Origin of the sequence: Rhodococcus sp. USK13 (assembly GCF_018343855.1) — a bacterium.
GTDB lineage: Bacteria > Actinomycetota > Actinomycetes > Mycobacteriales > Mycobacteriaceae > Rhodococcus_F > Rhodococcus_F oxybenzonivorans.
The window spans coordinates 1,375,759-1,387,860 of the sequence record NZ_CP069242.1; the positions used below are offsets into that span (position 1 = coordinate 1,375,759).

Annotated in this window: 14 protein-coding genes; 4 read left to right on the forward strand and 10 right to left on the reverse strand. The window is 64.5% G+C overall.

The genetic code is table 11. The annotated features are described in order from the left end of the window. Positions 1-513: 513 nt before the first annotated feature. The 3 genes from JQT59_RS09165 to JQT59_RS09175 are packed head-to-tail and all read right to left on the reverse strand — an operon-like array spanning position 514 to position 2,100. Positions 514-942 carry a methyltransferase C-terminal domain-containing protein gene (locus tag JQT59_RS09165; RefSeq protein ID WP_213575859.1) on the reverse strand — a complete coding sequence of 143 codons (429 nt, stop codon included), beginning with the start codon at positions 940-942 and terminating at the stop codon, positions 514-516. After that, positions 935-1,195 carry a class I SAM-dependent methyltransferase gene (locus JQT59_RS09170; RefSeq protein ID WP_213575860.1) on the reverse strand — a complete coding sequence of 87 codons (261 nt, stop codon included), beginning with the start codon at positions 1,193-1,195 and terminating at the stop codon, positions 935-937. The genes JQT59_RS09165 and JQT59_RS09170 overlap by 8 nt, the downstream gene beginning before the upstream one ends. A gap of 17 nt (positions 1,196-1,212) precedes the next feature. Next, positions 1,213-2,100, reverse strand: coding sequence for a hypothetical protein (locus JQT59_RS09175; RefSeq protein WP_213575861.1), 888 nt, complete (start codon positions 2,098-2,100; stop codon positions 1,213-1,215). 35 nt (positions 2,101-2,135) lie between these two features. Between JQT59_RS09175 and JQT59_RS09180 the strand changes: the two genes are divergently transcribed. The 3 genes from JQT59_RS09180 (at position 2,136) to JQT59_RS09190 (ending at position 4,179) form a co-directional block, all read left to right on the forward strand. Next, the gene (locus JQT59_RS09180) at positions 2,136-2,333 is read left to right on the forward strand and encodes a hypothetical protein (RefSeq protein WP_213575862.1); all 198 of its coding nucleotides are present in this window, start codon (positions 2,136-2,138) and stop codon (positions 2,331-2,333) included. A gap of 94 nt (positions 2,334-2,427) precedes the next feature. Beyond that, the gene (locus tag JQT59_RS09185; RefSeq protein WP_213575863.1) at positions 2,428-2,769 is read left to right on the forward strand and encodes a hypothetical protein; all 342 of its coding nucleotides are present in this window, start codon (positions 2,428-2,430) and stop codon (positions 2,767-2,769) included. Positions 2,770-2,895: 126 nt separating this feature from the next. Continuing rightward, entirely contained in the window at positions 2,896-4,179 is a 1,284-nt protein-coding gene (locus JQT59_RS09190) for a VWA domain-containing protein (RefSeq protein WP_213575864.1), read from the forward strand. Between the two features lie 111 nt (positions 4,180-4,290). Here JQT59_RS09190 and JQT59_RS09195 read toward each other — a convergent pair whose 3' ends face one another. Together JQT59_RS09195 and JQT59_RS37665 are read right to left on the reverse strand one after the other, a co-directional pair. Next, positions 4,291-4,554: a ribbon-helix-helix domain-containing protein gene (locus JQT59_RS09195; RefSeq protein WP_249354293.1), complete on the reverse strand. Its 264-nt coding sequence runs from the start codon at positions 4,552-4,554 to the stop codon at positions 4,291-4,293. Positions 4,555-4,762: 208 nt separating this feature from the next. Beyond that, positions 4,763-4,891: a hypothetical protein gene (locus JQT59_RS37665; RefSeq protein WP_283254056.1), complete on the reverse strand. Its 129-nt coding sequence runs from the start codon at positions 4,889-4,891 to the stop codon at positions 4,763-4,765. 313 nt (positions 4,892-5,204) lie between these two features. Here JQT59_RS37665 and JQT59_RS09205 point away from each other — a divergent pair, with 313 nt between their 5' ends. Next, on the forward strand, positions 5,205-5,747 hold the full coding sequence (locus JQT59_RS09205) for a hypothetical protein (RefSeq protein ID WP_213575865.1): 543 nt from the start codon (positions 5,205-5,207) through the stop codon (positions 5,745-5,747). Positions 5,748-6,040: 293 nt separating this feature from the next. On the opposite strand, the gene JQT59_RS09210 is transcribed toward JQT59_RS09205, so the two are convergent. From JQT59_RS09210 to JQT59_RS36805, 5 genes are all read right to left on the reverse strand, one after another. Then, positions 6,041-7,681 (reverse strand): AMP-binding protein, encoded by a 1,641-nt coding sequence (locus JQT59_RS09210; RefSeq protein ID WP_213577576.1) that lies wholly within the window; start codon positions 7,679-7,681, stop codon positions 6,041-6,043. Positions 7,682-7,826: 145 nt separating this feature from the next. After that, positions 7,827-8,282 (reverse strand): hypothetical protein, encoded by a 456-nt coding sequence (locus tag JQT59_RS09215; protein ID WP_213575866.1) that lies wholly within the window; start codon positions 8,280-8,282, stop codon positions 7,827-7,829. Between the two features lie 314 nt (positions 8,283-8,596). Beyond that, positions 8,597-10,090: an aldehyde dehydrogenase family protein gene (locus JQT59_RS09220; protein ID WP_213575867.1), complete on the reverse strand. Its 1,494-nt coding sequence runs from the start codon at positions 10,088-10,090 to the stop codon at positions 8,597-8,599. A gap of 160 nt (positions 10,091-10,250) precedes the next feature. Further along, entirely contained in the window at positions 10,251-11,285 is a 1,035-nt protein-coding gene (locus JQT59_RS36800; RefSeq protein ID WP_249354295.1) for a helix-turn-helix domain-containing protein, read from the reverse strand. Positions 11,286-11,380: 95 nt separating this feature from the next. Then, the gene (locus tag JQT59_RS36805; protein ID WP_249354297.1) at positions 11,381-11,938 is read right to left on the reverse strand and encodes a sigma-54-dependent transcriptional regulator family protein; all 558 of its coding nucleotides are present in this window, start codon (positions 11,936-11,938) and stop codon (positions 11,381-11,383) included. Between the last annotated feature and the right edge of the window lie 164 nt (positions 11,939-12,102).

Genomic DNA, 12,102 nt, shown 5'->3' on the forward strand with positions numbered 1-12,102 from the left:
TCTCCCGCAACGCCCGGGCACTCATCCAGCCCCCTCAGTCGCTGCAAATTCTGCATTCGAAATGCATATCCTGCAATCGCGGGACGCGAAGAGCGGGAGTTTCATTCGCTAGGCTCGGCCGCCAACGAAATTCACCAGGACCGCAGGTAAATGCCCCTCGGCGACCGGAGGAGTGTTACCGCGGGTGGTCGTATTCGCAGGCCATGCGAATAACCAATTTTAAGTTGACATAATACAAATTATCGTCAGCTCGAAAAGCGCTGTTGTGCTACGGATCGGGCTCGCCTTCCGGAAGGGCACCCGACCGGGTCGGGCGGCTGGCCGTCGCCGCACACCGCATCCACGGTCTCCACATCCAATCCGAAGCCCTCCATGCCTGAACGAACACGGTACAGTTGATTCGACGTTTCGGTGATGATCGTGACTCCACACGCACACGACGATCCGATGGGTGACGCCCTGCCTTTCGGGCGACGCCTCAGGCGGCATGAGTTCTCCGGGAGCATTTGGCGCTCAGTCGAATACGGAGAGTTCCGGGATGGGGACAACGAACTTTCCGTCCCACTCGCGGATGTAGGACAGGTCGTTGATGATCTCGTCCCGAAGGTTCCACGGGAGGATCAGGATGTAATCCGGGCGGGTATTCCTGATCCGGTCGGGCGCGTAGACCGGTAGATGCGTGCCGGGCAGGAACAGCCCCTGCTTGTGAGGGCTGCGGTCGACGGTGTAGTCCACGAGATCGTCCCGGACGCCGCAGTAATTGAGCAGCGTGTTGCCCTTGGCGGGCGCCCCATAGGCGACTATCGACTTCCCACGGTCTCGGGTGTCGACGAGGAACTTCAGCAGTGCGCGTTTCGTGCGTTTTACCCGCTCGGGGTAGTGCTTGTAGCCGTCGAGGCAATGGAGTCCGGCAGCGTGTTCCAGGTCGGCCACCTCACGCATCCGACGGGAGTGTGGTGTGGCGGGGGTATTCGTCGTGGCAGGCATAGATCCGCAACGAACCACCGTGCGTCGGGAGTTGTTCGACGTCGAACAGTCGAAGTCCGTGCCTTGCGAAGACACTGGTGACCGTGAACAGGGAGAAGTACGAGAAGTGTTCGTGATAGATGGTGTCGAACTGGTTGTGTTCGATGAGTTGCAGTAGATGGGGAATCTCCATGGTGATCACTCCGTCGGGGGCGAGCACGATCGACATCCCGGCGACGAAATCGTTCAGGTCGGGTACGTGGGCGAAACGTTGTTGCCGATCAGCAGGTCGGCGGAGAGGTTCTCCTCGACGAGTTTGCTCGCGAGGGCGGTTCCAAAAAAGTCTGTACGGGTTTCGATGCCACGACTTCGGGCGACCAACGCCACGTTCTCCGCCGGTTCGATACCGAGGCATGGAATGCCCGACGCGACGAAGTTTTGCAGCAGGTAGCCGTCGTTACTGGCGATCTCGATGACCTGTTTCGAACTGTTCAGGCCGAGACGCGCCGTTATGTCCTCGACGTAGCTTCGGGCATGATCGAGCCAACTCGTCGAGTACGACGAGTAGTAGAGATAGTCGGTGAAGATGAACTCGGCGTTCTCGAATTCGGCGAGTTGGACGAGTAGGCACCCCGAGCATACGTAGGCGTGCTTCGACGGCGCGATCCTCGAGATCGCCGATCGACGCCGCCACCGGGGCCGTGCTCCTCGACACCCTCGTCGATCCGGGCGCCGTACCGATCCACCCGGCCGCCGCCGCGGTACACGGAATCCATGCCGCCCAGCTGATCGGCGCCCCCAACTGGGCGGCGGTCCATCCCGAACTGGTGGCGGCGACGGCGGGAAAGGTGGCGTTGGCGTATAACGCCGAGTTCGATATGGGCCGCATCCCTGCACGACTGCCACCGGCACGGGCTCGACCCGGCGCAACTCGCGAACCCGCGCGGGTGGGGGTGCATCATGCTGGCCCGCTCCCAGGCAGAAGGGGTCGAGAAGAGCATCCGGCTCGGCGCCGCCCACCGGGCCCGCGGCGATGCCGAAGCCGCTCGCGGTGTTCTTCAGGGCATCGCGGACGGCCGGTTCTGAATCCCGCCGTAGCGCAGCAAGAATCCAGAAAACCTGCTCTAGCTGCATAGGTGACACGTCCCCTTTTCATGAAAGAGGCTGACATGCCCGTGCCCGTGCCCGTGCCCGTAGACCATGACCTCACCGAACGCGCTGTCCGCGTCATCGACCGCAGCGGCTGGGGCACCAGCACCGCCTACCCCAGATCCGCACGGTCACTCTCACCTGGGTCTGCCCGGCCTGCCAAGGACCGCGCGGCCTCCCGAAGGAACACCGGTTCCACGAAGACCGTCACTGGCTGACCTGCGATCGCTGGGACAACCCCTGCGGGCACCTCGACCTCTACACCGCGGTCCTCGCCGAAGCACGGGAGCGGCACCCCGCCGGGCCGCGACCGTGAACGCCACCCTGTTCGACGAGTTCGGTGTGCCCGAGCTCGACGCGTATCCGCCGCTGCCGGCAACAGATCGACGGCTCGCGGAGTTCTTCCGCACGCACAACGTCGTCCCACCCGTCATGCTCGACCGCTGCATCGGCCGGAGCGTGTGGGCGAAGACCTCGACCGATCCGCAGACCTGCACCGGCGCCTACCGCACCCTGATCGGTGTCCGGGCGCCGGCGTGCACCGAGTCACCGCGCGGCGGCACGGTGTGGATTCTGCGTCTGCGCGATGACGACGGCACCGAACACGACATCCCGCGCTACACCAGCAGCAACCACGTCGCGGTGCTGCAGTAACCGCACACGGGCACTCCCGCACCCACATTCCCATCTGCTTACTAGGCTCCAGGTCGCGGGCGTACCGACCACCTCGCGGCCCTTGACGAAAGGACTCAGCCCCACCCTTGGGGGCCGGAACACAAAATGACCTCTCTGACACGCGGGGCGAACAGCCCGATCGACACGGCCACCACGATGGTGGAGGTGACCGGTGCCCGGCAGGGAACGCTGAACCTCGACACCGTCCCTACGGCGATCGACACCCTCGCCGTGGCCGTCGCACTGGATGAGAACGTGCCCGGCAACCTCGCCGAAGTCCCGGGCCTGTCAGTGACTCTCACCCAGGCGGGCGGTGCTTCTCTCGAGATTCCGGCGGAAGGCCTCACGACCGAGCGGTCCGCGGTACTGCTCGAGGTGTATCGGCGCAACGGGTCCTGGAAGGTGCGTAACCGGTCGGCCGGCTGGAGCGGGGGACTCGACGCCCTGGTCACCGAGCACGGCGTGAGCGTCGACGAAACCCCCGCCCAGGCACCCGAACCCGCCCAGGCACCCGAACCCGCCCAGGCACCCGAACCCGCCCAGGCACCCGAACCCGCCCAGGCACCCGAACCCGCCCAGGCACCCGAACCCGCCCAGGCACCCGAACCCACACAGCCCGCTGTCGTGGCGGCCGCATCGGCGACCGTCGACGGGGAGGGGGTGCGGACGGTGCCCGGCGAAGCGAAGCTCTCGTTGGTCAAGCGGGAGAAGCTGAATCTGCAGAAACGGGAGGTCGCGAAAGTCCTCCTGAGCAAGGGTGCCGCAAGCCCGGTCGGCCGGGTCGTTCTGGTCATGGACAACACCGGGTCGATGTCCAAGCGGTACCGGTCCGGTGAGGTCAAACGCATCATCGAGCGGATGGTGCCGGTCGCGACGCAGCTCGATTCGGACGGCAACCTCGAGGCCTACGCGTACGCGCAGCGGTTCGTGAAGCTGCCGGACGTCACCGTCGCCGATGCCGACAATTGGGTGAACACCTATGTCCACCTGCACGGCCGGCACGGGGGCATCGATTTCGATGCGATCGGTGGCACCAACAACGAGATCCCGATCATGGACGAGATCATCGGCACCCTCGACAAGACCGCCGCGGTCCCGACGTTGGTGCTGTTCTTCACCGACGGCGGATTCAATGCGCGGGCGCAGATCACCGCCCTGATGCGGACAGCCAGTGCGTTTCCGGCGTTCTGGCAGTTCATCGGAATCGGCAAGTCCAGCTTCGGTGTCCTCGAAAAGCTCGACACCCTGACCGGCCGGCTCGTCGACAACGCCGGGTTCTTCGGCGTCGAGAACATCGACCCGCTCACCGACAGTGCCCTCTACGAACTGCTCCTCAGCGAGTACCCGGACTGGCTGCGTGCCGCACGGAAGGCCCGCGTCCTCAGCTGAAGACCAAGACCCGCCTGGGGAACCATGTTCTCCTCCCTGCGATTGTGCGACGGAATCGAAAGGCGGGTCTTTCGGGCGTTGACCTGTAGGCGGAAAACTCGCGGAGATTTCTCAGGCGGAGTGCTTCTGGATGTATTCCTCGACCGCCTCGCGCATGAGTTCGCTGGGCTTGCGGTGCTGACGCTGCGCGAGTTCATCGAGCTTGTTGCTCAGCGGCAGTGGAAGCCGGACCTGGCGTTTGGGTGAGGCACCGCTGATGCCCGCGTCCTGCGCCAGGGACGGGCGGCCGGCGCCGACCCTCTCGAGCAGGGCCCGGCCAGCGGCGGCGGCGTCCTCGCCGCGCTTGGCGGTGGCCGAGTCCTTCGGCAGCGTCATGTCGTGCTCGGCCCACTCGGCGAGCTCGTCGTACTCGGTGTTCTTATCGTTGCTGTTTATCGGTATGTCACCTCTCTTAGGTGGTGGTGCTGGGTGATCTGTTCGGATACCTCTGGGTGGGTGGTGCATCGGGTTGCGGTGCCGGGTTCCTTCGCTCCCGGCGCCTGACGGATCAGGGACGGTCTCGCATCCGGGCCAGGTGCTTTTCTCACGCCTCCATCACGTGGAAGACCACCATGCCCCTCGGCGGAACGATCTCCACCATCACTTCGATCAGCGGCCCACCCAGTTTCCGCGGGGGACCGATGAACAGCCAAGGCTTCGCGTGACCCGGCACACGGGGCTCGTCGAACTCCTGCTCGACTAGACCGCGTTCTCGATCGCATGCAACGCGTCCTCGTGCTCGATCCCGTGCTTGTCCGCGCTGTTCGCCCATTCGACTGCCACCCGCATACTGTACTACAAAATTAGGTTCTGTAGTACAAAAATGCGCCGTTTCTCCCGAGTGATCATCGATGGCCGGCAGCGATTGCATCGAGGCGCAAAATCTCATGCTTTGGATCAGTTTGACAGCAGGCCAGGCGCTATCGCGATTCGTGGAGTGACAGCTCGGTTCTCGGAGGGAAAGGCCCTCCTGCCATCATGGCAGTGTGCAGCACAACCTCGAGCAGCTAGGCCCGACCGGATTCCAGGATCTTGCCGCCGCGCTGGCGATTGCAGAGTTCGGTGCGCAAGTCCAGGCACTTGGTTCCGGTCGCGACGGGGGACGCGACATGTACTGCAACGGATCGGTCATCTGGTCCGGCTCCGAGACCTCTCGCGCAGAAGTATGGGACGGGTACACCGTCTTCCAGGTCAAGCACAAGGAACGGATCGAGTCCGTGCCCCAGAAGAATGCGGAGTGGCTCTGGGGACAGATGAAACACGAGCTTGAGGCGTGGGCTGATCCCGCCAAGAACCGCAATCCGCTTCCGAGCTATCTCGTAATTGTCACCAACGTGCCCCTGACTCCTGTGCCGGGATCGGGTGGGCTCGACTCGATGCACCGGAGCATCGAGAACTTCATCCGGGCATTCGATGACGGCACACGTGACGTCGGCGATCCCAGCGACCGTCGATGTGCAGGGGTGGAGCTGGTGGAGCATCGACTCACCTCGAGTTGCCCACTCATCACGAAACCCGGTCATCAGTGAGCGGCTCTTCCATCCCTGGATCTGACCATGACAGGGCCGCATCGTGTGTGGAGTGCGACCACCCTAGGTAGGAGCGGGTGAGCGCTGTTGTGAGAAGGAAGTGGCCCAGTGCCCGCTTACCTGCACGGGGCATGAGGATGCGGAGTACTGCGAGGAACGCATATACGAGAAGGGTGGGCATTTCGGTCCTCGAGTTCGCGGATATTTTCAGTGTGATCCCGAAGTACGGGGGTCTCGTCGTATCGATGTGTAGGTGGTGGTCGGTGGCCGGGCGTGGCGTCAGATCTTCGTGGCTATGTCTGTGCGCTTTCCTGTTTGCGGAGTAGGAAACGTTGTACTTTTCCGCTGGGTGTCTTGGGGAGGCTTTGCACGAAGTGCACCCGGCGGGGGTAGGCGTGCGCGGCGAACTTTCGTTTGACGAGCGTCTGCAGCTCGGCCTCGAGTTCGTCGCCGCCGACCACTCCATGGCGGAGGACCACGAACGCTTCGAGTACCTCACCACGAAGCTCGTCGGGCAGTCCCACCACGGCTGCTTCGATGACGTCGTCGTGAAGTACCAGTACGCTTTCGACGTCGAACGGTCCGATTCGGTAGCCGGCCATGATGATGACGTCGTCGTCGCGGGCGGAGAAGAAGTAGTTCCCGTCGGAGTCGACCATCCCCGCGTCACCGGTCAGGTACCAACGCCCATCTTCTGTGTATCGCTGTGCCGTCTTCTCCGGGGCGTCGATGTAGCCGGGGAACCACAGCAGCGGGCTGTTGACGGTGTCAATCACCACCCGTCCCATCGTTGCGGTGGGGGCGAGTTCGTCGGTGTCGTCGGCGAGCACCGCGCAAACGAAACCCGGTAGTGGTTTGCCCATCGACCCGGCCGGCGCATCGGTGGCGAGCGCATCGTGCCAGGCGTTGGAGATGAACATGCCGTGTTCGGTTTGCCCGTAGTGATCGTGTACCTCGACTCCGAGAGCATGCTTCGACCAGCTCACCACGTCGGGGGTGAGTGGTTCGCCTGCGGACGATGCGCGCCGCAGACTGATTCCGGCGGGGACCGGCGTCGGGTCGGCGCGAAGGCTGCGGTACACGGTGGGCGCGGCGGCGAAGTTCGTCACGCCGAGTCGTTCGATGATCTGCCAGGTCAGCGGTGCGGAGAAGCCGGCGTGCAGCAGGATGCTGCGGGTCCCGGATGCCAGGGGCGCCAGGATCGCGTAGTACAGGCCGTAGGCCCAGCCGGGGTCGGCGGCGTTCCAGAAGACGTCGTCCGGTCGCGCATCCAGCCCGAACTCCAGGTAGGCGTGGAACGATGCCAGGGCGCGCACCGGGACGGGCACGGCCTTCGGGGTGCCCGTGGTTCCGCTGGTGAACAGTTGCACGAGCGGACCCTGGCCGCCCACGGCGACGGCGTTGCCTCGGGGGTCGTCGGGGGTGTATCCGGCCAGAAGGTCGTCCAGGCGTAACTGTGCCGGATTCTCGGTGCTGCCGGCAGCGATCACCAACCATGGTGCGTCGGCGGGAATGTCGTCGCCGGGTTGGAGTTTGTCGAGCTGGTTGGCGTCGCTGACGACGATCTTCGCATCGCTCGATTCCAATCGGAACCCGATGGCGGGCGGTGCGAACGCGGTGAACAGTGGAACGTGCACCGCACCTCGGCGCCAGATGCCGAGCAGGACGACCACCAGCTGGGCGGACTTGCTCATCAACGTTGCGATGCGATCACCCGGCTCGATGCCCAGTTCGGTCAGGGCGGCAGCGAACTGGGCCGACTTCCGTCTCAAGTCGCCGTACGTCAGATCAGTTGTTGTCATATCGCTCTCGACGACGGTGAAGGCCACCGTGTCGTCGGGATGACGGTCACACAGCAGCTCAGCGGCGCACGCCTGAGGCGTGTCGTACTGCGCCAGCAGTTGCCGAATGCGTTCATCGATGTCGCTGGAAATGATCTTCTCTCCTTGATATGCGTTGCGGTCAGGTCCGAGTCCGGTACTTCGGTCCTGAGTAGAGCCCGCGCTGTGACCCGGCGGCACCAGGTCGGACTGGGCCACGGGGAGCACCGTTCTGGGGACAACCGTGCGTGGGCGCATTTCAGCGCGGCACCTGCGTCCACGCATGTCCCAGGTGAATGTTCAACTCTCGTTTGAGATCCCGCATACGGGGCAGATCCGCTGATCCAGGCCCCAGCGCATTCCGAAGCAGTTCGAGATATCTGGGGCGTGTGACTCCGAAGTGTTCGAGCAATTCCGTGGCACTGGAACCGCCGTATGGCGACCACCGTATCGCGAAGTCGATCAGCCAACTGCCCTCGGCTGTCAACGTCTCCGCCTTCAGCAGAATCTCGTATAGCTCGCGGCATCGGGCCAGCGTCCCCGGCCCGAACGCCTCTCCGGCGCGTGAGCGCCGTTGCCGACCGTGTGGCTCTGCTGAGGCAACGCCTGCACGCGGGTTGGTCGGCATCTGCCACCGGGGATCCGCCGTATCGGTGGGCGCGCTGATCTCATCCGAAATGACGAGGACGGAAACCGCGGCCGTGGTGTTGTCCATCAGTTCCCTCTCGTCTCACGCTCCTGTGCAAAACAGGGCGTCTGGGTGGCAGCGATCGTTCCCCGGGGCGCCACCCGGGAGTGGGTTATCCGTGCTCTGACGATTCTTCCAGCGCGCTATCAGCGTGTCTTGACGCACAGCGACAGACGATTTGGCATCGAGCGACACCTCTGGCAATCGGATGCATGAACTCCCAACATGCTGCGTAGCCGAGCGTCGAACGGTGGCTCTGCTGCCTCGATGAACTTCCTCGCGTTCGGCCAGTCCGCCAGGCAGATGCCGAGTTCGGCGACGCGCGGCATCTGCCCGGGTAATTACTTCTTGAGGATCACCGTTTTGGTTTCGGTGTAGGCGTCGAGGACCGCGCCGCCGTGTTCGCGGCCCCACCCGGACTGCTTGTAACCGCCGAACGGCAGGGCCGGGTCGAGGACGTGGTAGCTGTTGATCCACACGGTGCCGGCCTTGAGTTGTGCGGCGACGTTGTGGGCCTTGGACACATCCGAGGTCCAGACACCGGCGGCGAGCCCGTAGTCGGTGTCGTTCGCGGTGCGGACGATGTCGTCGACCTCGTCGAACGGGGACACGGTGACCACGGGTCCGAAGATCTCTTCCTTGACCACTCGCATGGTCGGGGTGGTGTCGACCAGGACGGTGGGTTCGACGAAGTAGCCGACGTCGCCCTTGCGGCCGCCACCGGTCAGTGCGGTGGCCCCCTGCTCCCTGCCGCTGTCGAGGTATCCGAGGACGGTGTCGAGTTGCTTCTGCGACACTAGAGGGCCCATCTGGCTTTCGGGGTCGAGGCTGTCGCCCACCTTCAGGGTGGAGGCGATCTTGGCGACACCTTCGACGACTCGGTCGTAGATTTTCGATTGCACGAACAGCCGGGATCCCGCCTCGCAGGCCTCGCCCTGATTGAAGAAGATGGCGTTCGCTGCCCCTTCGATGGCGGCGTCGATGTCGGCGTCGTCGAAGATGATGTTGGGGGATTTGCCGCCGAGTTCGAGGGTCACCTTCTTCAGGTTGCCGCGGGCCGAGGAGATGATCTCGCGTCCCACCGCGGTGGATCCGGTGAAGGAGACCTTGTCGACTCCGGGGTGGGCGGTGAGTGCGGCGCCGACGTTCTTTCCGTCGCCTTGCACGATGTTCACCACGCCGTCGGGCACTCCGGCGTCACGAAGGACCTCACCGAGCAGGGCCGCGCTGAGCGGGGTCTGCTCGGCGGGCTTGAGGATGACAGTGTTGCCGGTGGCGAGCGCGGGACTGAGCTTCCACGCTGCCAGCAGCAGCGGGAAGTTCCAGGCGACGATCGCGGCGACGACGCCGACAGGCTCGCGCACGGTGTAGGCGAAGTAGTCGCCGGGAGCGGCGGTGGAGGTGACGGGGATCGTGCTGCCCTCGAGCTTGGTGGGCCAGCCGGCCATGTACCGGAACCAGTCGGCCGACAGCGGCACGTCGACCAGCCGCGCGTAGGTCAGCGGCTTTCCGTTGTCGAGTGCCTCGAGGAGGGCGAACTCTTCGACGCGTTCTTCCAGAAGGTCGCCGACCCGCCACAGGATCTTGCTGCGCTGCGCCGGGGTCATACGGCCCCACGGTCCGTCGAGGGCGCGACGAGCCGCTGCGACCGCGCGGTCGACATCCTCCTCGCCGCCGAATGCCACCTGGGCAAGGGATTCACCGTTACTCGGGTTGAACGTGGTGAACGTTTCGCCCGACGCTGCCGGCACCTGTTTGCCGTCGATCAGGTGCAGCACCGGATTGCCCAGGAAAGCCGATACCTGGGGTGAGGGTGCCGCTGAAGTAACCGTCATTACATGCTCCTCGAACTTGTGCTTGGTCTGGCGGACTGAGCCGTCGTGGTGGTACGTGCTTGTCGGGAAGGGGTTCGTGCTTTCCTGTGCGGCGCGAGAGTTCGACGGGCCGCTCCTGCCCTTGGGTGTGTAGTTGAACGGTAGTTCCGGGAGCGATGCGTCAACTGTGTAAAAAATGGACGGTGTCATCGGTGATCTTCAGCGCGCGTAGCCGGTTGTAGAGGGTGGTGCGGGTGATCCCGAGGAACTGTGCCGCCCGCGTCTTGTTGCCGTCGAAGCGGCGCAGTGCTTCGATGATCGCGTGCCGCTCAGCGTTCTCCCGGCCTGCGAGCGCGGGTACCGGTCGCACACGATAGGCAGCAGGTAGATCGACTACCTCGATCGCACCGAATGGTCTGTTGGCGAGAGCGTGACGCAGGACCTCACGCAGTTCGGGGATGTTTCCCGGCCAGGGTTGGGCTGTCAGAACGCGGACCGCTGACGGAGCCAATCGACGTGTCCGTCCAGGCTCGAGAGCATCTATGACCGACTGTGCCAGCACCGGAAATTCGTTGCGCCGCTCGCGCAACGGCTTCAGTGCGACTACTTGGCGACAGCGCCGGACCAAGGGTTGAACGTGAGCAGGCAGCCACGCCTGCGGATTTCCGGCCAGAACAATAGGCATGCTGTGGTGATCGACGCTGAGCGTGCGGGCCAGAAGGTCGACCAGTTGACCGGGCAGGACATGGACATTGTCGATGACAAGTCCGTCTGCGCCCCCGTCTATTGCCGCTGCAAGCCGCCCGGCCCAATCGGTGGAATCCTCGACGAGGCAGTCGAGTGCGTCGATGACCGTGACCGATGTCCCGTCGAGGAGGGATCGGGCTACCGTGCTTCTGCCGCTGCCGGGTTCACCTTCGACGAACACGCTGGCGACCGCTGTGGATGTCGCTCGCTCGGCGCTCACGAGGTGACTTCGTTTCGAAGGCTGGGCACCCGGCGCAGCGTGTGGGCCGGAGCGCGGTCGAAGCCAGAACACTGCGCCGGGCGATAAGTCGTGCGGTCTGTCGATCCGGGCCGTGACCATCGCGCCGGACAGCAGGAGCAGCGACTCGACTGTTGACGTCCCCCGGTGGGCAGCAGAGCGGGCGATCTCTCGCATCGTCTCGAGGTCGAGGTCTTCGGCCATCGCCACCGCGGCGTTGCTGGCCAGCATGAGGTGGTCATTGAGCGCGACAATGGCCCGACCGGTCCTGCAGGCCTCTCGAAACGCCCGGAACAGCCGCGAATCGGCCGGCCGCGACGTGTCGATCAATCGCTGTTCGATGTCATCGACGACCCGGGTGAGGGTGGGCGGAAACAGGGGTGGGCGTCGTCCGGGTGCACCGTGATGTTGAGAACGCCCTCGACCCTCCGGGTGAGGGGGTGCAGGATCGGCAGGCCGTAGCAGGTGAAGCCACTCAGCACGGACGCAAAGTGCTCGGCACCGTGCACCCACATCCCACTCCGAACTTCAGCGGGAGTGCCCAGCCCGTTGGTTCCGACATCGGATTCCTTCCACCTCGAGCCTGTCACGGCGCCGGCGCGCTGGAGTGTGCTGTCGATCGTCGGCCGGTCGAACCAGCGTCCGACGATCCGACACTCCGCATCGGCGAGGAGCAGGCTGTACGTCAGCCCCGTCAGGTCACGGGCCACCCCGTCGAGCACCGGTACGGCCGCGGTCAACAGCTGACTCGACGACTCGAAGTCGCCGATCTGCAGTCGCTCGAGGACCATCTCGTGGGTGAGTCCGGCGATCTCCGACCGCCTCCACGACGCGGCGATCTCCGGGCGCAGCACCTTGTCGTTGACTCCGGACGCGTCCGTCATGGTTTCACTCCTTCGTTGACCGTGACATCTCGGCTCACCCGAGAGGACACCGGCCGTTCGTCTGGCCGATATGCGCCTGCGCCGGTCGTCGACCTCAAGTGGACGAATCCCTGTCGTCGTCTGTGCCCGATGTCCGGGAGGGCCCCTCCACTTGACAGGGATGT

What these genes read in the sequence shown, in the direction of transcription:
- JQT59_RS09165 (WP_213575859.1), bottom strand. Translation starts at nt 942, where the DNA reads ATGCGTGAGGTGGCCGACCTGGAACACGCTGCCGGACTCCATTGCCTC.
- JQT59_RS09215 (WP_213575866.1), bottom strand. Translation starts at nt 8,282, where the DNA reads ATGGACAACACCACGGCCGCGGTTTCCGTCCTCGTCATTTCGGATGAG.
- JQT59_RS09195 (WP_249354293.1), bottom strand. Translation starts at nt 4,554, where the DNA reads ATGACGCTGCCGAAGGACTCGGCCACCGCCAAGCGCGGCGAGGACGCC.
- JQT59_RS09175 (WP_213575861.1), bottom strand. Translation starts at nt 2,100, where the DNA reads ATGCAGCTAGAGCAGGTTTTCTGGATTCTTGCTGCGCTACGGCGGGAT.
- JQT59_RS36805 (WP_249354297.1), bottom strand. Translation starts at nt 11,938, where the DNA reads ATGACGGACGCGTCCGGAGTCAACGACAAGGTGCTGCGCCCGGAGATC.
- JQT59_RS36800 (WP_249354295.1), bottom strand. Translation starts at nt 11,285, where the DNA reads ATGCTGGCCAGCAACGCCGCGGTGGCGATGGCCGAAGACCTCGACCTC.
- JQT59_RS09220 (WP_213575867.1), bottom strand. Translation starts at nt 10,090, where the DNA reads ATGACGGTTACTTCAGCGGCACCCTCACCCCAGGTATCGGCTTTCCTG.
- JQT59_RS09170 (WP_213575860.1), bottom strand. Translation starts at nt 1,195, where the DNA reads ATGTCGATCGTGCTCGCCCCCGACGGAGTGATCACCATGGAGATTCCC.
- JQT59_RS09180 (WP_213575862.1), top strand. Translation starts at nt 2,136, where the DNA reads ATGCCCGTGCCCGTGCCCGTGCCCGTAGACCATGACCTCACCGAACGC.
- JQT59_RS09190 (WP_213575864.1), top strand. Translation starts at nt 2,896, where the DNA reads ATGACCTCTCTGACACGCGGGGCGAACAGCCCGATCGACACGGCCACC.